Below are 21117 nucleotides of genomic sequence, written 5' to 3' on the forward strand. Positions count from 1 at the left end.
GTGCCACAGTTACAGAGGGCTTTCAAGCCTCCGGTTATACTCGGCGCCGTCTCATAAAAAATCGAAGACCTTCTATGTCCAGGAAAATCCTCCAGATTGTGGCTGTGGCGGCGCTCGCAAGCGCGGCTTCCTTGTCGGCGGTGGCCGGTGATCTGAATAACGCGCTCGGCGGCGGCCTGGGTGGCGTCGCGGGCGCCGCGCTGGGCGGCGCGGTCGGCGGCAGCACCGGCGCCGTGATTGGCGGCGCAGTGGGCGGTGGCGCGGGCGGCGCGGTGACGTCGAACCGCCGTGAGCGCACCGGTGCGATTATCGGCGGCGCGCTGGGCGGCGGCGCGGGCACCGCGGCCGGCAATGCAATGGGCGGCCGTGGCGGCGGCCTCGTCGGCGCAGCGTTGGGCGGCGGCGCAGGCGCGGCGCTCGGCGGCAACATCTCGCGCTCGAACTCGTATGCCGACGACTATTCGCGCGGCTACCGTTCGGGCAAGAAGCGTCACAAGCATCGCCACTACGATTAATTAGTCGAGCGGCGGCGCGGGGCGCCGAAAAAGCCGGCACGAAAGCCGGCCCGAAAGCCTCCCCAGAGGCCGCATGAAAGTGCGCCAGGCCCGGTGCGCCGCGTGAGCGGCGCACCCATCGGTTGGTGCAACGAGTGCAGCCTTTTCAGTTCATGTGCTTCAGAAAGCCATTCAGTCTCGGGACCGGCGGCTTGTGAATGCCGCTACAGCTTCCCTAAAACGACTGCTGCCGTACACGGCTTCGATCAGATCTTCGTCGTCGAGCCGTTGTTCGATCACGATGCGTCGCAAGCTTTCCTTCACGGCACGCTGCGTGACAGGCGAGAGCGCCATCAAGCGTTGCGCGAGCGCGTGCGCCGCATCCTGCAATGCCGCGCGGTCGCAAACCTCCTGCACGTAGCCGCACGCAAGCACTTCTTCAGCCGTCAGATAATCGGCGAGCATCAGCATCTTCTTGACGCGCGGCGTGCCTAAGGCCGCCTGAAGCCGCGCGATGTTGCGCGACGACAGCGTATTGGAGAGCGTCTTTGCAATCGGCGCGCCAAAGCGCGAGGCGTCCGTGCAAACGCGGAAATCGCACGCCGTGGCGAGCGCAAGACCGCCGCCCACCGCCCAGCCGTCGATCACCGCAATAGTCGGCACGGCGATCCGCTCGACGGTGTCTATCACGCGCTCCACGAACGCTTCGTACGCAACGCCATCTCGTCCATCGCGGAAGTCTTTGAAATAATCGATGTCCGTGCCGGAAATGAAAGACTTGCCGCCCGCGCCGCGCAAGAGAATGCAGCGGACATCGCTATTCGCCTCACACTGCGCAATGTGCGCGAGCAACGCCTCGTACATGTCGAGCGTCATCGCGTTGTGCCGCTCGGCCCGGTCGATCAGAATTTCGGCCGCGCCTGACGCATGCACCGTAAGACGTACCGGTTGCGTTTCGCTCATGACGCGGCTCCGTTGATTTCCGCGAAGATTTCGTCGTTGTGCTCGCCAAGCAGCGGCGGATGCCGGCGCACGGTGGGCGGCGTGCCGAGCAGTTTGACCGGAAAGCCGATGTTCTTCACCTTGCCCTCGTTCGGGTGGTCGATTTCCATGCACATGTTGCGATGCTGGGCGTGTTCGCTTGAAAACGCTTCGGGATACGAAAGAATGGGGCCCGCTGGAATGCCTGCCGCAAGCAGCATGTCGACCCATTCCGCGCTGTCGCGCTTGCCGAATTCCTGCTCCAGTGCTTCGATCATCGCCTCGCGATTTTTCAGGCGCAGCGACACGCTCGCATAATCGGCATGCTCGATCAGGTCGCGGCGATCCAGCACTTCGCATAAGCGCGTCCACAGCTTCTGGTTCGTCGCGCCCATTACGAAGTATGCGTCGCGCGCCTTCACCGCCTGGTAGGGCGCGCTCATCTTGTTGCTCGTGCCAAGCGGCGTCGGCGGCACGCCCGTGCCCCAGTAGTCCGACATGTCCCAGATCGCGAAGGCCATGACCGAATCGAATAGCGACGCGTCGATATGCTGGCCTTCGCCGCTTTTCTGCGCGCCGATGTAAGCGGAGAGCACCCCATACACTGCGAACAGCGCGCAGCCGATATCCGCAACAGGCACGCCCGCTTTCACCGGCTTGCCGCCCTTATAGCCCGTCACGCTCATTACGCCCGACATGGCCTGCGCCATCAGATCGAAGCCGGGCCGCGACGCCCACGGCCCGCTTTGCCCAAAGCCGGAAATGCTCGCATAAACGATCTTCGGATTGATCGCCTTGATGGATTCATAATCGATTCGCAAACGCTGTACGACGCCGGGTCGATAGTTCTCGACGATTACGTCCGCTGTTTTCGCGAGCTTATAGAACATCTCACGCCCCTCGTCGCTCTTCAGATCGAGCGTGACCGAGCGCTTGTTACGGTTCAGGTTCAGAAAGCCCATGCTGTCGGGGCCTTTCATCTTGAAGCCCATTGAACTGCGCGTCTGGTCGCCTTCGGGCGGCTCGACCTTGATCACGTCCGCGCCCAGGTCGGCGAGCATCATGCAGGCGAACGGCCCCGCCATGACCTGGCTCACGTCGAGAACGCGTATGCCTTGCAGCGGTAGATGCGGTGATTGGGTCATGGCTGGCTTGCTCCTCGGTCGGGTAGTGGTGTGGTGACTCCACTGTCGCCGAGTTGCGCGACGCGCGGCAAGAATGGCGGCGTCATGGCTGGTTTCGCGATTGGCGAAACCGGGCGCGCAGGTACGGTACTAGCGGCCGGCAAGCAACGCGTCTACGACATTGCGCAGCGTTTGTTCCTGAGCGTGTCCCTCGATGCAGGACAGCACGTAATGGCGACTTGCCCAGTCCCCGTCCAGCTCGACCGACGCGAGCGCCGCCTCGGGGCGAAAGCTCTGCAGCACAGCGGGCGGCATGAGGCCGACGCCAAGTCCATGCCGTACCATGGCCAGCATCGTGTCGAACCCGTTCACCGTGAGGTTGTTCGCAAACAGTCGGCCGCGGCTGCGATATGCGCGCTCCACCGCCGAGAGCACCGCCGAGCCCTTGCCGAGGCTCACGATGGGAACGTCGAGAAGATCGTCGATGCTGATCGGCGCAGCACCGAATTCGAAATGCGCGCGGCTATGAACCAGCACGAGCCGGTCCTCCCTATACGCGAATTTCTCCAGGTCGAGAAAGCCGCTTTTCTTCTCGTAGATACCCACGTCGATCACTTTGTCGCGCAGCAGTTGCTGCACGATCCTGCTGTTTTCCTCGACGATTTTCAGCGCGATGCGCGGGTACTTCTGCTGGATGGCCGCAATTTCGCGAGCGAGGAATTGAATCACGACCGCCTTGGGCGCGCCGATGATAATGCGCCCTTCAAGGCCGTGATTGAGCGCCTCGGCGTCGCCTTCCATGCGGTCGATCAGATTGTCGATCTGCCGCACATATTCGAGCAGCCTGCCCCCCGACTCGGTGAGCTCCGCGCCATGCGGCACGCGTCTGAAGAGCTTCGCGCCGAGTTGCTCCTCGAGGTCCGACACGCGTCGCGAGGCCGCCGCGACTGCCAGGCTCAGCTTGTCGGCGGCTCGCGAAATGCTGCCTTCCTCGGCTATGGCGAGAATCAGGCGGACGGTCGTCGTGTCGAATTTCACTTCGTCTCCCAGGAGTTTTGGACGGTGCTTCGGGGTATGCGTCGCCCGATAGTTTAGTGCGGTGCCGTCAGACGCCCGCCGTCACGATAACGAAAACGCTATCGGCACATGCGGTTTCGACATTGGAGCTCTCGCGCTCGCGTCCGTACACTTGTCGTTCAGTACATGCATACAAGCGCCGTTGCGTTGCACGGCGCATATCGGCAAGGACGAATGGCCGTTACGGCCACCTGGACGGAGACACGATGGACAAGCCCACTGGTTCGCTCACGGCCGCCGCGGTGCGGCCCGCTCGCCTCAATTTTCGCTGGCACGTGCTGATCTGGCTGCTGATCGGCGGAATCATCAACTATATGGACCGCGCGAGTCTTTCCATCGCCGCGCCCGGCATGATTCAGGAACTCGGTTTGACACGCACGCAGATCGGTCTGCTGGGCAGTGTGTTTGCGTGGACCTATGCGGTGATGCAATTGCCCGCCGGCTGGGTGATCGACCGCTTCGGCGCGAAGCGGGCTTATGCACTCGCAATGATCTGGTGGAGCGTCGCCACGTGGCTCACCGGCGTGGTCGGCTCCCTCGCCGGCCTGGTTGTCATGCGTGCATTGCTTGCCGTCGGTGAGGCACCATGCTGGCCAACATCCGCGAAAATAACCGCCGCGTGGTTTCCGGCAAAGGAGCGCGGCTTCGCTACCGGCGTGTGGGATTCGTCGTCCAAGTGGGGACCGGCTATCGCGCCTGCCGTGCTGGTCGCGCTGATGGTGGCGTTCGGCTGGCGCTCGCTCTTTCATGTGACGGGCGCGTTCGGCATTGCATTCGCGCTGCTGTTCCTGATGTTGTATCGCAATCCGGCGCAGAGCAAGCGTCTTTCTCAAGACGAGCGCGAATACATCGAAGCGGGCGGCGGCGGACATGAAAGATCATTGGCTGAGTCGTCGCTGCGGTGGCGCTCGCTTTTCACGCGACGCAGCGTGTGGGGCATGATTCTCGGCTACTTCTGCACCATCTGGCTGTGGAATATCTTCCTCGTGTTCCTGCCGCTCTATCTGCTCGACCGCTTTCACATCTCGTTTGCGCAGCTTGGCGTGTACGCGGGCATTCCTTGGGTTGGCGGCGCGCTCGGTGAGATTGCCGTGGGCTACCTCGCAAAGAAGATGGTGGACCGCCAGTTCGCTTCGCCTATTGATGCCAAGCGCCTGTTGATTGCGTGCTGCGCGGTGGGAGCGGCTGCATGCGCTATCGCACTGCCGTTCACGCATGCGCTGAATGTGACGCTGGCGCTTTTCACGGTTGGGCTCGCATTTATCGCGGCGGTGATCGGATCTGCGTGGGCGCTTGCCGCAGACATCGCACCTTCGTCGATGATCGCCTCCGTCAGCGCGATCCAGAACTTTGGCGGCTATTTCGGCGGGGCATTCTCGCCGGTCGTCGCCGGGTTCATCGTGGACCGTACCGGTTCGTATGCGCTTGCCTTCATCTCGGGCGGCGCCATTGCCGGATGCGCAGCGCTCTTCTACTGGTTCATGGCTCGCAAACCCATTGTCGATGACGCGCTTGCGTGACCCGCATTGCGAAAAAAAAGCCTGCCGCCCGAGGGAACGGCAGGCCGAAAGTCGAGGGACGGGGTAGTCCTGAGATAGCGATCCCTCGAAGACCGGAACCGAGTTTAGCCGCGCAGATCGCGCATTGCGAAGGCGCGGCCGTTTTACCCATGCTCTTGGCCGAACGCGCCAATCCAGTATCGCCGGCAACCGTATAAAGCTTCGCAATACAGACGAATACGCGTGATGAGTATTCGTCGGCCACGCATCGATGTGTGTATGTCGATGCACTTTACCTCCCGCGGACACCATGTGACCGCCATCGCTTTGCGGCTCGCTACCGCATGCTGCGAACCCTCTCCTCGTACCTATCCCCACGCACTTGGTCGCATCCGCCAATAGGTGGATGCAATCGGACACCTTGAAATTGGGTGCGAAAGGGAGCGCCTATGATGCACTGCAGAAAAAACGGAATTCGCCATGTTGCAGGGGCAGCGATATGAATTGTGGGTGCGATCTGGTTGGGACCGGAATGACGGCGCGAAGGGCCGAAGACTTTGAAGCGCCCGAGTCGCAAGCGAGCGAGCCGATTCGCGCGGCCGCTCAGCAATTGCGCGTAGGCGTGGAAGGGCGTGTGTCCATCGCGGCAGTCGCGCGTGCGGCGGCCATGAGCGAGCGCAATTTTCTGCGGCGCTTCAGAAAGGAAATCGGTGTGACGCCCACCGAATTCGTGTTGCGTCTGCGGCTTGTGAAAGCCTGCGACATGCTGATTCAAACGGAGTTGCCAGCGGACAAGATCGCGCGCCGCACAGGACTTAGCAGTGGCGACCGGCTCGCCAAACTCTTCAAGCAGCATCTTGCGATGACGCCTATCGGATACCGCAATTCGGAGCGCCAGCGTCTCGCCCGCACTACGTTGGCGAATCCGCTCGGCATCGCGGAAGGCGAGGCGCGCGATGACTGATCTGCATCGCTTGCTCAACGACGCACAGTTGACTTCGCTGCTAAGCCGTCTCGGCGTGCGGCCCGGCGAATCGCCCGACGGGGCAATGCCGCTTTGTCTTGTTGCGTCCATCTTCAACGTGCGGCAGATCGAGGCCGCATATGAACGCTCGCTCGGAGCCACCGTGCGGCGCGCGGTGCTCGAGCGCGCGCGCCAGCTCGTAGCAGTGGAAGGCGGCATGGTCGCACGTAGCGGCGATCACATTCTATTCGCGTTCGACGCCGGCTCGCAAGCCGAGTTGCTGAGCGGCGCATTGACGATGCGCGAAACGAGTCTGCCGGACCGCATTGTCGAAGCACTCGGCGGTGCCCCCGTGTATGGAGACAGCGGAATCGTCTACCCGGCCATTTCGGTGCGCATCGCCGGCTATGGCGACGAGCCATTCGACATAGATGCGGTCGGCATGGCTTCTCTTTCGCCAGGACGGCTGCCGGGTTGGCGCGAACAGTATCAAGGCGACATGGCCACGGCTATCGCGCTGTTTCGCGCGATGGACGAGGGGCGGCTTGCAGTCGAGCTCTCGCCATCGGGGCAGGACGCGAACGCTCACGGCACGGGGTATTTTGCGCTCACGCTGACCGAGCGCATCGGCAGCAAGACGAGACCTTTGGGCGCCGCGCTTGACGCCCTCGAACGTCTTGGCCTGACGCGCCGTCTGGACCGATGGGTCATCCATAGCCTGCGCGAGCGACTGGTTCTCGAGCCGTCGATCAAGGTCAGGCTGAATACGTCGATTGACGGCATGCCGCCCGAGGCGTGGAGGCTGCGCGTGATGAACGCGTTGCTGTTGTCGCCGGACACCGCGTCGCGAGTGAGCATCGACACCGCTGGTACAGCGGCGGCCTCGAAGCAGCGTGGCGCCGCCTGACGGTGGCAGCACTGCCGCAAGGCGAGTGTGAGTTTCATTCATCCGCTCTTCGCTTGCGCTAATGCAAGGCGGACCGCGTAAAGCGAGAGCACGCAACGGCAAGCAACGGACAGCAACCGCAAGCGGCGCAATCCGCAGGCATTCAATGTCAATAACGGGGTCGATTATGTTGAAAGTGACGAAGGCCGTTTTTCCGGTAGCGGGACTGGGCACGCGGTTTCTGCCCGCGACTAAGGCAAGCCCGAAGGAGATGCTGCCGGTTGTCGACAAGCCGCTGATTCAGTATGCAGTGGAAGAGGCGATTGCAGCCGGCATCACGGAAATGATCTTCGTGACCGGCCGAAGCAAGCGTGCGATTGAAGACCACTTCGACAAGTCGTATGAGATCGAGGCGGAACTCGAAGCGCGCGGCAAGCAGAAGCTGCTGGAACTCGTGCGCGGCATCAAACCGGCGAACGTCGACTGTTTTTATGTGCGCCAGGCCGACGCGCTAGGTCTCGGCCACGCCGTGCTGTGCGCGGAAAAACTGGTGGGCAACGAGCCGTTTGCCGTGATTCTCGCCGACGACCTGTTGTATGGCGAACCGCCTGTGCTCACGCAAATGGTGGACGTATTCAATCATTACCATAGCTCGGTGATCGGCGTCGAAACGATTGCGCGCGAGCACAGCAGTTCTTATGGCGTGGTGGGCGGCCGCGAATGGGACGACGGCTTGCTGAAGGTGTCGACAATCGTCGAGAAGCCCGCGCCGAAAGATGCGCCGTCGAATCTCGGCGTGGTGGGGCGCTATATTCTGACGCCGGCAATCTTCCGGCATATCCGCAATCTTTCGCCCGGTGCGGGCGGCGAGTATCAGCTTACCGATGCGCTGCAAGCGTTGCTCGCGAACGAGCAGGTGCTCGCGCACCGCTATGCGGGCACACGCTTCGATTGCGGCAGCAAGATCGGCTATCTGAAAGCGACCGTCGAGTTCGCGCTGCGGCATCCGGAAGTGGCGCAGGAGTTCGACGCGTATCTGCGCGAGCAGCTCGCCGCGCGCATGCTCTATCCGGACGCCGTCGATCTCGAAACGGTATGACGCGGTGCGCGTTTATTGCGTGCCCGGCTGCCTCTGCACGCCGGATGCTGGCGCCACGCGCGCCGATTCCTTGACCAGTTGATCGGTCATTGCAGCCGCCACAGGGTTCGTACTGCGACGATTGAGGTCGACCGGGTCGGTGGGAGGCGGAGGGGGCAACGACGGATCGAGTTTCGCCGACTCACGCACCAGCAGTTCGGTCATCATCGCGCCTACGTCGCTCGAACCGCGGCGGCGCAGGTCTTCGTGACCGCGCGAATCGTCGGCGTGCTGTGAAGCTCTGGACCTTGCGTAAGAGCGTTGCGATTGCGCTTGTGACGGCTGCTGGGCGCGCGGCTGCTGCTGAGCTTGCATCTGCGCTTGCGTCGGCGCTTGTAGCTGCTGCTGGGCAGGCTGCACTGGCTGGACCACTTGCGGTGTTTGAGAGATCTGCGGAAGCTGCGCCTGCGTTTGCATGTCCGCAGCGGGCGCATTTGCCAGGCCATTGATGGGCGCCGCCGGCGTTGCCGGTACGGCCGGCGCCACAGGCATCGCGGACTGCGTTGCAATCGCCGGTGCCGCCGAAGGCGGCCGCACGTCCACGCGGCTCGTCGTCGTGCCGCTTTGCGGGTTGCCGGTGTTCGCGTTCGGATTGGCAACCGCAGCCATGTCGGGCGACGTGGGACGCACGATGCTGCCCGCAATCACATGGTTTTCGGCCGGGCGAGAGTTGCCGCTGTCAGGGGCGCTGAGCACCGCTTCGGGCGCTGCCGCCGACTTCTTTTCCTCGCGCGGGTAGAGCAAATAGGCGCAGATCACCAGGTCCGCCAGCACGAGGCCGACGATCAGCGTCTTTCCGGTATTGGTCATATCTAAACTAAAGCTTCATTGCAAAGGCACGGGTCCATGATAAACGACGACTCGTTGCCTGACGGTGAACGGCAGTTGGCTGCGTTTTAAACGCGAACGGTCGGCTGTCGACACACCGCGTGAATGGTAAGAAGAGTTTCTATAGAACTGGCGGGTTTGTCATCCGCCGCGGTTCAACGTTTTGGGCCATCTTTTTCGGCCAGATGGCGCGATGTGCAGAGGTGAGTCTCCGGCTTATCGGCCGGTTGCGTCGACGGACACTGGCCAAAGAGGCCCGTCGCTGCCCTCATGCAATGTCTGTTACGCTCCTGCTTCTGTCATGACCATCAACAACGAGGAGCGTCAAATGAGCAAGGGGTATTGGGTAACCACGTATCGCAAGATCAACGATCCGTCGAAGCTGGCGGCCTACGGCCAGCTGGCGGCACCGGCAGTAGCGGCCGCCGGCGGCAAGTTTGTCGTGCGCGGCGTCGCGGACGAAGTTCGCGAGCATGGCCTGAAGGAGCGGACGGTGGTGATCGAATTCCCGTCGTACGAAGAAGCGGTCGCCGCGTATGACAGCGACGCCTACAAAAAAGCGCTGGCAGTGTTGGGCGACGCAGCAGAGCGCGATCTGCGCATTGTCCGCGGCGCGGAATAAGCGGACAAAAGCTGCTTGCGGTCAGCGCCGCCTGCGCTGACTGCGGCAACGGCCGCGACCGCGCTGAAGCTGCCCACGCTCAGCGCGGTGCGTTTAAAACTACTTCACTGCGCCTAGCGCCAGACCCTTCACCAGATACCGCTGCAACCACGCAAAGACCACCGAAACCGGCAACGTCGCGCAAAGGGTCGCGGCCATCACCAGATGCCACTGCACCACATACTTGCCGGCGACCATATCGGTCACTTGCACGGTAAGTGTCTTGTTTTCCGGCGAGCGGATCAGCGTGTATACCACTGCAAATTCATTCCACGCGTTGATGAACGTGAAGATTGCGGTGACCACGATGGCGGGCACGGCAAGCGGCAAAAATACCTTGAAAACCGCCCGGGTTCGTCCGCATCCTTCCAGCCATGCTGATTCCTCCAGATCGCGCGGCACCGTTTGAAAGTACGAAGACAGCATCCAGACAGCGAAGGCTATGTTGAAGGCCGCGTAGGAAACGATCACGCCAATTTTCGAGTCGACGAGGTTGCCGTCGCCATAAGGAATCATCGCGGCGAGGCGGAATAGGCCGACAACCAGCAGAATTGGCGAGAGCATCTGCGTGACGAGCAGGAACTGGCGATACGGTCCGCGCCCGCGAAACGGAAAGCGCGCCAATGCATAAGCGGCGGGCAAGCTGACCGCGAGCGCGAGGAGCGTGGAGAGCAGACTGATGACCGTGCTGTTGCGCAACGCCACGCCGAAATTGGCGGCTTGCCACATGTCGGCGAAATTGCTCCACTGCCAATGCACAGGCAGCCAGCGCGCGGGATAAATGAAAATCTCCGAAGCCGGTTTCAGTGCGGTGAACAGCATGACCGCGAACGGAAACAGCACCACCACCACCAGCGGCGACAAGGCAAGCCAGCACCACAGCGAGCGTCTGGCTTTCGCGCTCAGCGTCATGACGGTTCTCCTTCTTTGGCCGGCTGCAGGCGCAAGTACGCCATCGAAAAAACGAACAGCATGACGAGCATGATCAGCGACACTGCGGCTGCCTCGCCCGGTCGTCCGAGCCTGAAGCCGAGTTCGTATAGGTAAGTGACGAGAATATGCGTGCTGTTGTCGGGGCCGCCCTGCGTCATGACCCAGATAATCGGAAACGAATTGAACACATAGATCACGTTCAACAGAATGGCCATATTGACGAAAGGCCGCAGCAACGGCAGCGTCAGCTTGCGAAACTGCTGCCATGCGCTCGCGCCGTCAATGCGCGCCGCTTCATAGATGTCGCCGGGCACCGAAGACAGGCCGCCTAGCAGAATGGTCACGGTGAACGGAATCGACACCAGCACGCCCACTGCGATTTCCACGGGAAACGCGAGCTCAGGCGTAGCCAGCCAGTGAATCGGGCCGCCAATCAGACCAAGGCGTTGAAGCGTGACGTTGACCATGCCGTAGTCGTCGTTGAACGCCCAGCGCCAGACTACCGCGGTCATGGTCAGCGAAACGGACCACGGCAGCATGACGATGGTTCGCGCAACGCCGCGCCCATAGAAGTCCTGATTCAGCACCAACGCGACCGGCACCGAAATCGCGACCGTACCGCCGACCACGAACACCGTCCATACAATCGTACGACGCGCGGCCGCCACGAAGGTGGGATCGCTGAAGATCGAATAGAAGTTTTGCAAGCCGCTGAAGTCGCGAATCGCGCCGAAACGCGACACCTCGTGCAGCGATTGCCACACGATGTTGAAAATCGGATAGCTGATGATGAAAAGCGCGAGCACGAGGCTCGGCGCAATCAGCAGCCACGGCGCTTGCAAACGTGAAGAAGCGGAACGGCTCATACGTGCTCGATCGTGAGACGCGCCCGCATCAAGTATGCGGGCGCGTCGGAATGGGCCGGTTAGTAGGAGGCAGCCAGCGTCAAGGCCGGTTGCGCGCCGTGCTCGTTGCCGCGGCGGCACTCGTAATCAGGGCAGCGCGGCTGCCGTGCAGCGGGTGAGCGCAAGGCGAGCCGCGTGCATCAATGGCCCAACGACTTGTTGGCCTGGGTGGCCGCCGCATTCAGCGCATCCGCCGGTTTCGCTTTGCCCAGATAGATGGATTGCATCGCGTCGGTCACGGCCTTGGCCGTGTCTTCCCAGCCTGTCACGGTAGGCGCGAAGCGGGCGGTGGGCAGCAAGGCAACGAATGCTTTGGTATCCGGATCATTGAACGCCGGATCGGTGGATTCCGCCTTGGTGGTCGGCAAGAAGCCTTCTGTGGTCGTGAACTCGACGCGCGGTTCCTTCGTGAACAGATAGTCGAGGAACTTCCACGCGGACTTCTTCACTTTCGAGTTCTTGAACATCACGATCGAATCCGTGACCGCATAGGTGGCGTGCGTGGTGCCCATCGGAATAGGATCGATACCGTACTTGAGATTGGGTGCTTCCTTCTTGATCTGCTTTGCGAGGAACGGCGCGGAAATCATCATCGCCACGCGGCCCTGCTTGAACAGATTCTGCACGTCTTCACGGCTATAGCCGGTCACGCCCGGCTGCGTCAGGCCCTGGTCGATCAGCGACTTATACAGCGTGGCAGCCTTCACGCCGGCCGGCGAATTGAACGCCGCCTTGTTGTCCTTGCCGACCACGTCGCCGCCGTTGGTCCATAGCGCGTAGTAGTAGTACACGTCTGTTTCGATTTCCTTGCCTTGCAGACCGAAGCCGGCAACGCCTTGCGCCTTCAGCTTCTTCGACGCCTCGATCACATCGTTCCAGGTTTTCGGACCATCCGGATAGCCGGCCTTGGCGAGCAGGTCCTTGTTGTAGTACAGCGCACGCGCCGATGCTGCAATGGGCAGGCCATAGACCTTGCCGTTGATCTCGCCGGGCGCCAGGAACGGACCGATGAAACGCCCTTTGAAATTGGCGTCCATGTAGCCGTCGAGCGGTTCGGCCACGTCGTCCTTTACGAAGTCGAGCAGCCAGCGTGTGCCGACAATCGCGAGGTCTGCGTTCGCGTTGCCGGAAATGTCGGTCTGCAGCTTCTGCTGCAGCGTGTCCCAGTTCACGTCTTCGATCTTGATGGTGGTGCCGGGATTGGCCTTCTCGAAGTTGCGCGCCATCTTTTCGAAGTACGGAGCGGTTGCGTCGCTGTAGTGCGCAACGGTCACGCGGACCGTGTCGGCATGAGCCGCTACGGCGATACCTGCAAACGCGAGCGCCACGGCGACTTTGCCGAGCGCGAGGGAAGCACGGGCATGCAACGACATTTCTCTCTCCTGAACAGGTTCGCTGCCGTCGCCGGCCGCTGTGTGTTGAATTGTTTGAAAAAATCCTACACGGCTAAAAATGGGTTGTCACGTAGGGTCTGCGATATTTTTTATCACTCGGGTTTGTGCATAAGATGCCTGTAAAACAGGCTTATTCTCAGTGCGCCGCATCTGCGTGTTTCCCACTATGCGGGATGCGGCCGGTCGGCGACGCTACGCGGCTGTAATAAATTTACACGGAACGAGAAGCGCGCTGCGCGTGCGAATGCGAGGTCAAAATGAATCGAGTGGTATTGATAACCGGCGCTTGTGGCGGTATTGGCAGCGTGTTGTGCAGGCGTTTCGTCGAAGAGGGCGACACGGTGCTGGCGCTCGACATTGACGCGGCGGCGCTCGATCGCCTCGCAAAGCAGTTGGGTGAATCACGCGTAATTCCGCTGGTTGCGGATCTCGGCGACGCCGCCGCGGTGCAGCAGGCGGTGTCCGCCGCGGTGGCGAGGCGCGGCCCCGTGGATGTGCTCGTCGCAAACGCGGGCGCCGCTGAAGGGCTTACGCTCGCCACCACGGACGTGGCGAGCTGGCAGCGCGATATTCATCTCAACCTGAACGGCACTTATCACACGGTCGAGGCCGTGCGCGCTTCCATGATCGAACGCGCGCGTGGCGCGCTCGTGCTGATCGGCTCGGTGAACGGCATGGCCGCGCTTGGCCATCCCGCGTATAGCGCGGCCAAAGCGGGCTTGATCAGTTATACCAAAGCGCTCGCGCTCGAACTGGGTCGCTATGGCATCCGCGCGAACATCGTGTGTCCGGGCACCGTGAAGACCCAGGCATGGCAGGCGCGCGTGGACAAGAACCCGCAAGTCTTCGAGGACCTGAAGAAGTGGTACCCGTTGCGCGATTTCGCCACGCCCGACGATATAGCCGACGCCGTACTGTTTCTCGCTTCGCCAATGGCGCGCGTCATTACCGGCGTCGCGCTGCCGGTCGACGGCGGCTTGATGGCCGGCAACCGTTTGATGGCGCAAGAACTGACGCTCGAATCGCTTTGACCTAAACCCGCACACGATGAGGACAGCATGGCAGCAGTGCAACTGAGCGGCATCTACAAACGCTACGGCGATACGCAGGTGGTGCACGGCATCGACCTGCACATCGACGACGGCGAGTTCGTCGTGCTGGTCGGTCCGTCCGGCTGCGGCAAGAGCACGCTCATGCGCATGGTGGCGGGGCTCGAGGAAATCAGCGGCGGCGATCTACTGATTGGCAAAACGCGCGCCAATCATCTCCCGCCGCAGCAGCGCAATATCTCGATGGTGTTCCAGAGCTACGCGCTATATCCGCATCTGTCGGTCTATGAAAATATCGCGTTCGGTCCGCGAATCCGCAAGGAAGCGCCGGCCAGTTTCAAGCCGCGCATCGAGGCCGCCGCGAAGATGCTCAACCTCGGCGGCTATCTCGACCGCCTGCCACGCGCGCTGTCGGGCGGTCAGCGCCAGCGCGTCGCGATGGGCCGCGCCGTAGTGCGCGAGCCGTCGCTGTTTCTGTTCGACGAGCCGCTCTCCAACCTCGACGCCAAGCTGCGCGTGCAAATGCGCACGGAGATCAAGGCACTGCATCAGCGCCTGAAAAACACGGTGATTTACGTGACGCACGATCAGATAGAAGCGATGACAATGGCCGATCGCATCGTCGTGATGAACGCGGGGCGAATCGAACAGATCGGGCGTCCGCTCGAACTGTATGACCGTCCCGAGAATCTGTTCGTCGCGAGTTTCCTCGGCTCGCCTTCAATGAATTTCGCAGAAGGCATCGTGGTGAAGCACGCGCATGCTTCCGGGCTCGCATTGAAACTCGCGGACGGCAGCGAGATCGTGCTGGAACGCGCGCCCGCGTCGGCCACAACGGGCGCGAAGGTGACGCTGGGCGTACGCCCCGAGCACATTGAAACCGTTACGCAGACGCCCGACGTCACCATGCAGGTCGAGGTAATCGAGCCGACTGGCGCAGAGACGCACTTGTACGGGAAAATAGGCGGCAATACGTGGTGCGTGACGACGCGTCAACGCTCGGAGATGCAGCCGGGCGAGCGCGTCACGCTGAGCCTGCCCGCGGCTCACATTCACCTGTTCGATACGGAGAGTGGACGCAGGCTGGTCTGAGCCGCGTGTTGCCGATTGAAGCTGCGAGCGACGCGGATTCATCTAACCCTTGAGGAACACCGGGTGTCCGCACCGAACTTGATTCCCCACATCCGCAGCGCACTGGCCAGTTTGCGGCCCGCCGAACGCAAGGTCGCCGACATGGTGTTGAACGACGTCGACTTTGCCATGCGCGCGAGCATCACTGAACTCGCGCAGCGCGCGGACGTCTCCGAGCCTTCGGTTACACGCTTTTGCCGGGCCATCGGTGCGCATGGACTGCGCGACTTCAAGATGCAACTCGCGCAGAGTGTGGCGGGCGGGTTGCCGTATTCGTCCGCCGCAATTGCGCGCGACGACGACGTACAAACGTTGATGGACAAAGTGGGCGAAGCCGCGGTCGAGGGCATCACGCACGCGCGCGGCGCGTTGGACCCCGCCGTGGTGGAAAGCGCGATTGCGGCGCTCGCTAGCGCGCGGCGTGTGTTCTTCTTTGGCGTCGGCTCCGGGTCGGGGCTCGTCGCACAAGATGCGGCGCTACGCTTGCTGCGCCTCGACATCGCGGCCAGCGCGTTTACCGACGCGCACCTGCAACGCCTCTACGCCGGCATGATGGAGCCAGGCGACGTGGCCTTCGGCATTTCGCACTCGGGGCGCAGCGTCGAGGTGAACGAAAGCATTCAGATCGCAAAGGAACGCGGGGCGACCACCATCGCACTGACCAATGTCGGCTCGCGCCTCGCGTGGCTCGCGGACATTGCGCTGCTGCTGCGCGTGCCCAGCCCCATCGATCCGAATACGCCGGGCGTGTCGCGGCTCGTGCATCTTTGCATCATGGACGCACTCGCCATTGGCGTCGCGCTGAAGGCCGGCCCGAAGACGCTGGAGAAAATGCGGCATGCGAAGGCGCGGTTGTCGTCGCATGAGCCGCAAACGGGCGATTAGGAAGGCAGACTAACTAACGCCTGCGCCGCGGGGTTTGTGGGTGTGGCCGTGGCTGTGGCCTGTGTTGCCGCTGCGGCCTGCGTTGCCGCTCGCCAATCCGTAGCTCACCCCATCCACCCGAATCGGCGCGACAGGCGCAGCGTTGCCGTGCGCAACGTCTGCGCGGGCCCGGCTGTCACGGCGCTGTCGAAGCTGCCGCTCGGCCCCATCAGCGCGAGCACGAGGCAGATGCTGCCGGTGTGATCGAACACCGGCGCAGCGAGTGTGTCGATGCCCGGTACGGGGCGGCTCAGCGCCGTGTCGATGCTGTCCGCGCGGATCTGGGCAAGGCGTTGCGCGTAGGTGTTTTTCAGCGCCGGCGGCGTGCCTTGGTCTGCGAAAACGTCGGCTTCGTACGCTCCTGCGAGGCGCAACGGGTCCTGCGCGAGCAGCCCGGCGCGCACGTCGTCTGCGATATGTGCCGCGAAGACTCGCCCGATCGCCGTGTTCACCAGCGACATCACCGTGCCTACGCGCAAACTCACGTGCAATGGACGCGGCGATTCCTCCAGCCGCACCACAGTCGGCCCGAGCGGACCAAGCACCGCCATTGCGACGCTCATCGCAGTGGATGCCGCCAGTTCCACCACTTCGGGCTCGGCCTCGCGCGTCGGCGAAAGGCGCTGCAGGCTGATCAAACCAAGTTCCAGTGCGAGCGGCCCAGCCTCGAAACAGCCGGACGCGTCGCGGCTCAGCAAGCCGGTCTTCAGGAGGCTCACGAGATGCGGAAACGCTTTTGCCGGCGGCATACCTGCTGCGGCTGCGAGGTCGCGCAAGCTTAACGGCCGCGCCGCCGCGACGAGCGCGGCGAGCAGTTCACCGGTACTGTCGAGCGACTGGATGCCGCGCTGCGGTTTCGCATCTGCGGAAACGGGAGAAGAATGGTCGGTCACGATGCGGACGATGCCAGCAGTGAAGGTTCAAGAGCGAGTTGCGCGCCGATTTCGCGAGCGGTGGCAACGAGAGCGCGCGCGGTCGGGCCGTCGGCGGCCACGTTGATTGCGCCCGTGGAGCCGATCACTGTCAACGCCAGCGCCAGATGCCCGCGCTCGTCGAACACCGGCGCGCTCAGACTGCTGATGCCGGGGCTCGGCGCGTCCACACTGCACTCCAGCCCGCGCGCGCGGATTCTCTCAAGCGACGCCTGAAATGCGGCGTCCCGCGGCGCGCTCGCCCCGCTTTCTGCCGCGCCCGACTGGTTTGCCCACATCGCCTCGAGCGTTTCGCGCGGCAGGTAGGCGCAGAACACGCGTCCCGTCGACGTCGCCGGCAGCGACATGACCGTGCCCACATGCAGATTCACATGCAGCGGAAAACCCGCATGCTCATACCGGACAATGGTCGGTCCTTGCGGCCCGGCAATACAAATGGCCACGCTAAAACCGATTGCTTCGGCGAGCGCAGCCACGCGCGGCACGGCGGCACGAAACGCCGGCTGATGTTCGAGATGCAGCAGCCCAAGCCGCAATGACAATGGTCCCGGCTCATAGCGGCCCGACAACTCGTCGCGCTTGACGAGACCGAGGCGGCTCAGGCTCACCAGATAAGCATGCGCCTGCCCCGGAGCCAGTTCGGCGGCAACGGCCAGGTCGGACAATGCAAGCGGCACGCGCGCCTGTGCCAGCGCGACCAACAGTCGTCCGCCCACTTCGACGCTCTGAATGCCGCGCTGCGTCTTGCTGCCTTCCGCTGTCTCGTTGACGCCCGGGCCTTTGCCCCTGACGCCTTCGGCTGCTTTCACTGCTTTGCTCACACCCGCGCCTGTCCGTTAAAAAGGTCCATGTTAACCGAACCGCCACCGCGCGCCGCGGCTGTCCCTGCCCTTCATGTTAGTCATTGTTGAATTTGCGTATAGCGATACATTTCGCTATTGACAAATAAACAGGCGCAGTCCTAAGATGCATTTACCCCGACATACACCGTCGCAGTCGCAGAATCAAAAATGGGGCGAGACAACCTTCAATACCGTCAGCCGGCGCCGCACGGCCGGCCGTCTCGCCTCACGTCCAACTTTTGAGGGAGACGAGCATGGCAAAGGCATTCGCATCGCAGGCCGATCTGGAAGTCAAGAAAGTCACGTGGACGCAGTTGTCCGAGAACGCCTACGCCTACACGGCGGAAGGCGATCCGAACTCGGGCGTGATCATTGGCGACGACGGCGTGCTGATCGTGGACACCACCGCCACGCCGGCCATGGCGCAAGACCTTATCGCGAAGATTCGCAGCGTGACCGACAAGCCGATCAAATACGTCGTGCTGTCGCACTATCACGCGGTGCGCGTGCTGGGCGCATCGGCTTATTTCAAGGAAGGCGCGCAGGAAATCATTGCGAGCCGCGGCACCTACGAGATGATCGTCGAGCGCGGTGAAGCAGACATGAAGTCGGAAATAGAACGCTTCCCGCGTCTTTTCGCCGGCGTCGAAACAGTGCCGGGGCTGACGTGGCCCACGCTCGTCTTCGAAAAGGAAATGACGCTGTTCCTCGGCAAGCTGGAAGTGCGTATCGCGCATCTGGGCGCCGGCCACACGAAGGGCGACACGGTGGTGTGGCTGCCGTCGCAAAAGGTGCTTTTTTCGGGCGATCTGGTCGAATACGACGCAGCCTGCTATTGCGGCGACGCGCAGCTCGAACAATGGCCGGCCACGCTCGAAGGTCTGCGTGCGCTGAATGCCGAAAAACTGGTGCCGGGCCGCGGCCCCGCGCTGACCACGCCCGAAGACGTCAACAAAGGTCTCGACTACACGAAGGATTTCGTCACGACGCTCCTGCAGCGAGGCCGTGAAGCCGTCGCTCAGAAGCTGGACCTGAAGGCCGCTATGGCGCACACGCGCAAGGCAATGGACCCGAAGTTCGGCCATGTGTTCATCTACGAACATTGTTTGCCGTTCGACGTTTCGCGCGCTTACGACGAAGCGAGCGGCATCACCCATCCGCGTATCTGGACCGCGCAGCGCGACAAGGAAATGTGGGACGCGCTGCAGGCCTGAGCGGCATGAAACTTTAGAAGCGAAGCGCAGCAGAGCCAGCCGAGCAAAGCGGGGATGGACGGAGACACAAGATGAGCATCAACTACCAGACGCTGTCGTTCGAATACCAGCCGTGCCGCGAGCAGGACCCGCGCAACGGTGGCGAGCAGGCGGTCTACCCGGTAATCGTGGTCGGTGCGGGGCCCGTGGGCCTTGCAACAGCAATCGACCTCGCGCAACAGGGCGTGCCGGTGATACTCGTGGACGACGACTGCTCGCTGTCTACGGGCTCTCGCGCAATCTGTTTCTCGAAGCGCTCGCTCGATATTTTCGATCGGCTCGGGTGCGGTCAGCGCATGGTGGACAAGGGCATTAGCTGGAATGTCGGCAAGGTGTTCCTGAAGGACGAGCTCGTCTACACGTTCAATCTGCAGCCGGAGGCGGGTCATCATCGGCCCGCGTTCATCAACTTGCAGCAGTACTACGTCGAAGGATTTCTGCTCGAGCGCGCGCAGGAAATGCCGAACATCGAGATTCGCTGGAAAAGCAAAGTGGTCGGCATAGAGCAGAGCGGCACGCCGGGCACGTGCGACGCCGCCGTCACGCTGACTGTCGAAACGCCTAACGGTCAGTACGCATTGCGTGGCCGCTATGTGGTTGCCGCCGACGGCTCGCGCAGTCCGATCCGCAATCTGATGGGACTCGACAGCAAGGGCGTGACGTTCAAAGACCGCTTCCTGATTGCCGACGTGAAAATGGAAGCGGATTTTCCGACCGAGCGCTGGTTCTGGTTCGACCCGCCGTTTCATCCGAACCAGTCGGTGCTGTTGCACCGTCAGCCTGACAATGTGTGGCGAATCGACTTTCAGCTTGGTTGGGACGCCGATCCGGTGCTCGAAAAAACGCCTGAGCGCGTGATTCCGCGTGTGCGCGCATTGCTCGGACCAGATGCGAAATTCGAGCTGGAATGGGTCAGCGTCTATACGTTTTCGTGCTTGCGCATGGAGCGCTTCCGGCACGGCAACGTGCTGTTCGCTGGCGACTCCGCACACGGGGTGTCGCCGTTCGGCGCACGCGGCGCGAATAGCGGCGTACAGGACGCGGAAAACCTCGCATGGAAGCTGGCGCTGGTGCTGGAAGGCAAGGCGTCGGACGCGTTGCTCGACACCTATGCGAGCGAACGCGAATATGCCGCAGACGAAAACATCCGCAACTCCACGCGCTCGACCGATTTCATCACGCCGAAAAGCCCGGTGAGCCGCGTGTTTCGCGACGCCGTACTGAAGCTCGCGCGACATCATCCGTTTGCGCGGCAGTTGACGAACAGCGGCCGCCTCTCTGTGCCTGCGGTACTGAACGATTCGCCACTCAATACGGCGGATAGCGACGCTTTCCAGGGCCTCATGGTGCCCGGCGCCCCGTGTGTCGATGCGCCGGTGCAGGCGCATGGCGAACCGGCATGGCTGCTCCAGCATCTCGGCCAGCAATTCACCGGCGTGCTCTTTTGCGACGACGAAGGCCCCGACGCGGCAGCTGCAACCGCGCTGAATGTACTTCGCACAAGCGCGATTCCGTTGAAGCTCGTAGTGGTCACGCGCGGTGAAACGCAGCCCGCAGGCATCGCGAACGCGACCCTTCTGCGCGACGCCGAAGGTCTTGCAAGCGCGCGCTATGACGCGAAACCCGGCACGTTCTATCTGATCCGGCCAGACCAGCACGTGTGTGCGCGCTGGCGGCAACTCGAACCGCTAAAGGTCGAGCAGGCATTAAAGCGCGCGTTGTGTGTGGAAGGCACTGCCTGAACACTGCGGCCTGAATGCAAAAATTAGAATCTGGAGACACACCGTGGCACTGAACACTCAACCCAATCTCGCGCGGCCGGACGATTTTTATGAGGCGCTGATCGACATGCATCGCGACCTCGACGACGCGCGCAGCCAGTCGGCCAACGCTCAACTCATTCTGCTGCTTGCCAACCATATCGGCGACCATGCGACGCTGCTCGAAGCAATCCGGCATGCGCGCGAAGGCGTGGCGGATGTGTCGCCGCAAGGCGGCGAAGTCCATCCGCTTGCCGCCTGATTTGCAAACGATGTAGAAGGAACGCGCGCGGCTCGTCAGGCGGCGCGCTGTTCACAGCGCCGGCAAGCAGGCCGACGTGC

Annotated in this window: 20 protein-coding genes and 1 pseudogene; 12 read left to right on the plus strand and 9 right to left on the minus strand. The window is 62.4% G+C overall.

What is annotated here, in order from left to right; translation table 11 throughout:
• Positions 1-74 precede the first annotated feature (74 nt).
• Positions 75-515, plus strand: a complete 441-nt coding sequence (locus JNB89_RS25785) for a hypothetical protein (RefSeq protein ID WP_013342316.1) — start codon at positions 75-77, stop codon at positions 513-515.
• A gap of 171 nt (positions 516-686) precedes the next feature.
• Here the strand turns inward: JNB89_RS25785 and JNB89_RS25790 are convergent, their stop codons facing one another.
• The 3 genes from JNB89_RS25790 to JNB89_RS25800 all read right to left on the minus strand — a co-directional run bounded on the left by JNB89_RS25790 (position 687) and on the right by JNB89_RS25800 (position 3637).
• Positions 687-1457, minus strand: a complete 771-nt coding sequence (locus JNB89_RS25790; RefSeq protein WP_220364105.1) for an enoyl-CoA hydratase — start codon at positions 1455-1457, stop codon at positions 687-689.
• Entirely contained in the window at positions 1454-2620 is a 1167-nt protein-coding gene (locus JNB89_RS25795; protein ID WP_135891002.1) for a CaiB/BaiF CoA transferase family protein, read from the minus strand. Before JNB89_RS25795 ends, JNB89_RS25790 begins: the two co-directional genes overlap by 4 nt.
• Before the next feature lie 129 nt (positions 2621-2749).
• Positions 2750-3637: a LysR substrate-binding domain-containing protein gene (locus JNB89_RS25800; RefSeq protein WP_013342319.1), complete on the minus strand. Its 888-nt coding sequence runs from the start codon at positions 3635-3637 to the stop codon at positions 2750-2752.
• A gap of 245 nt (positions 3638-3882) precedes the next feature.
• On the opposite strand from JNB89_RS25800, the gene JNB89_RS25805 reads away from it, so the two are divergent.
• The 4 genes and pseudogenes from JNB89_RS25805 to galU all read left to right on the plus strand — a co-directional run bounded on the left by JNB89_RS25805 (position 3883) and on the right by galU (position 8124).
• On the plus strand, positions 3883-5196 hold the full coding sequence (locus JNB89_RS25805) for an MFS transporter (RefSeq protein WP_218741948.1): 1314 nt from the start codon (positions 3883-3885) through the stop codon (positions 5194-5196).
• Positions 5197-5707: 511 nt separating this feature from the next.
• A pseudogene (locus JNB89_RS25810) lies at positions 5708-6139 on the plus strand (helix-turn-helix domain-containing protein); the annotation flags it as partial.
• Positions 6132-7046, plus strand: coding sequence for a hypothetical protein (locus tag JNB89_RS25815; RefSeq protein WP_220364106.1), 915 nt, complete (start codon positions 6132-6134; stop codon positions 7044-7046). The pseudogene JNB89_RS25810 and the gene JNB89_RS25815, both read left to right, overlap by 8 nt.
• A 166-nt stretch (positions 7047-7212) precedes the next feature.
• The gene (galU, locus tag JNB89_RS25820) at positions 7213-8124 is read left to right on the plus strand and encodes a UTP--glucose-1-phosphate uridylyltransferase GalU (RefSeq protein ID WP_135891007.1); all 912 of its coding nucleotides are present in this window, start codon (positions 7213-7215) and stop codon (positions 8122-8124) included.
• Between the two features lie 12 nt (positions 8125-8136).
• Here the strand turns inward: galU and JNB89_RS25825 are convergent, their stop codons facing one another.
• A complete protein-coding gene (locus JNB89_RS25825; protein ID WP_220364107.1) occupies positions 8137-8973 on the minus strand; it encodes a hypothetical protein in 837 nt (278 codons plus the stop codon).
• 346 nt (positions 8974-9319) lie between these two features.
• Here JNB89_RS25825 and JNB89_RS25830 point away from each other — a divergent pair, with 346 nt between their 5' ends.
• Positions 9320-9613, plus strand: coding sequence for a DUF1330 domain-containing protein (locus tag JNB89_RS25830; RefSeq protein WP_013342325.1), 294 nt, complete (start codon positions 9320-9322; stop codon positions 9611-9613).
• Positions 9614-9712: 99 nt separating this feature from the next.
• On the opposite strand, the gene JNB89_RS25835 is transcribed toward JNB89_RS25830, so the two are convergent.
• From JNB89_RS25835 to JNB89_RS25845, 3 genes are all read right to left on the minus strand, one after another.
• Entirely contained in the window at positions 9713-10564 is an 852-nt protein-coding gene (locus tag JNB89_RS25835; protein WP_013342326.1) for a carbohydrate ABC transporter permease, read from the minus strand.
• A complete protein-coding gene (locus JNB89_RS25840) occupies positions 10561-11451 on the minus strand; it encodes a carbohydrate ABC transporter permease (RefSeq protein WP_220364108.1) in 891 nt (296 codons plus the stop codon). Before JNB89_RS25840 ends, JNB89_RS25835 begins: the two co-directional genes overlap by 4 nt.
• Before the next feature lie 179 nt (positions 11452-11630).
• The gene (locus tag JNB89_RS25845) at positions 11631-12863 is read right to left on the minus strand and encodes an ABC transporter substrate-binding protein (RefSeq protein ID WP_013342328.1); all 1233 of its coding nucleotides are present in this window, start codon (positions 12861-12863) and stop codon (positions 11631-11633) included.
• 278 nt (positions 12864-13141) lie between these two features.
• Between JNB89_RS25845 and JNB89_RS25850 the strand changes: the two genes are divergently transcribed.
• From JNB89_RS25850 to JNB89_RS25860, 3 genes are all read left to right on the plus strand, one after another.
• Positions 13142-13915 carry an SDR family oxidoreductase gene (locus JNB89_RS25850; protein ID WP_135891012.1) on the plus strand — a complete coding sequence of 258 codons (774 nt, stop codon included), beginning with the start codon at positions 13142-13144 and terminating at the stop codon, positions 13913-13915.
• A gap of 27 nt (positions 13916-13942) precedes the next feature.
• The gene (locus JNB89_RS25855) at positions 13943-15025 is read left to right on the plus strand and encodes an ABC transporter ATP-binding protein (RefSeq protein ID WP_220364109.1); all 1083 of its coding nucleotides are present in this window, start codon (positions 13943-13945) and stop codon (positions 15023-15025) included.
• A gap of 63 nt (positions 15026-15088) precedes the next feature.
• On the plus strand, positions 15089-15949 hold the full coding sequence (locus JNB89_RS25860) for a MurR/RpiR family transcriptional regulator (RefSeq protein ID WP_135891014.1): 861 nt from the start codon (positions 15089-15091) through the stop codon (positions 15947-15949).
• A 104-nt stretch (positions 15950-16053) separates the two neighbouring features.
• Here the strand turns inward: JNB89_RS25860 and JNB89_RS25865 are convergent, their stop codons facing one another.
• Entirely contained in the window at positions 16054-16881 is an 828-nt protein-coding gene (locus tag JNB89_RS25865; protein WP_220364110.1) for an IclR family transcriptional regulator, read from the minus strand.
• Positions 16878-17741 (minus strand): IclR family transcriptional regulator, encoded by an 864-nt coding sequence (locus JNB89_RS25870; RefSeq protein ID WP_220364111.1) that lies wholly within the window; start codon positions 17739-17741, stop codon positions 16878-16880. The genes JNB89_RS25865 and JNB89_RS25870 overlap by 4 nt, the downstream gene beginning before the upstream one ends.
• 275 nt (positions 17742-18016) lie before the next feature.
• Here JNB89_RS25870 and JNB89_RS25875 point away from each other — a divergent pair, with 275 nt between their 5' ends.
• From JNB89_RS25875 to JNB89_RS25885, 3 genes are all read left to right on the plus strand, one after another.
• The gene (locus JNB89_RS25875) at positions 18017-18976 is read left to right on the plus strand and encodes an MBL fold metallo-hydrolase (protein WP_220364112.1); all 960 of its coding nucleotides are present in this window, start codon (positions 18017-18019) and stop codon (positions 18974-18976) included.
• A gap of 71 nt (positions 18977-19047) precedes the next feature.
• Positions 19048-20757: an FAD-dependent oxidoreductase gene (locus JNB89_RS25880; protein WP_220364113.1), complete on the plus strand. Its 1710-nt coding sequence runs from the start codon at positions 19048-19050 to the stop codon at positions 20755-20757.
• A gap of 43 nt (positions 20758-20800) precedes the next feature.
• Positions 20801-21037, plus strand: coding sequence for a DUF2783 domain-containing protein (locus JNB89_RS25885; protein WP_013342336.1), 237 nt, complete (start codon positions 20801-20803; stop codon positions 21035-21037).
• Positions 21038-21117 lie beyond the last annotated feature (80 nt).

Source organism: Paraburkholderia phenoliruptrix, assembly GCF_019511605.1.
Lineage (GTDB): Bacteria > Pseudomonadota > Gammaproteobacteria > Burkholderiales > Burkholderiaceae > Paraburkholderia > Paraburkholderia phenoliruptrix_A.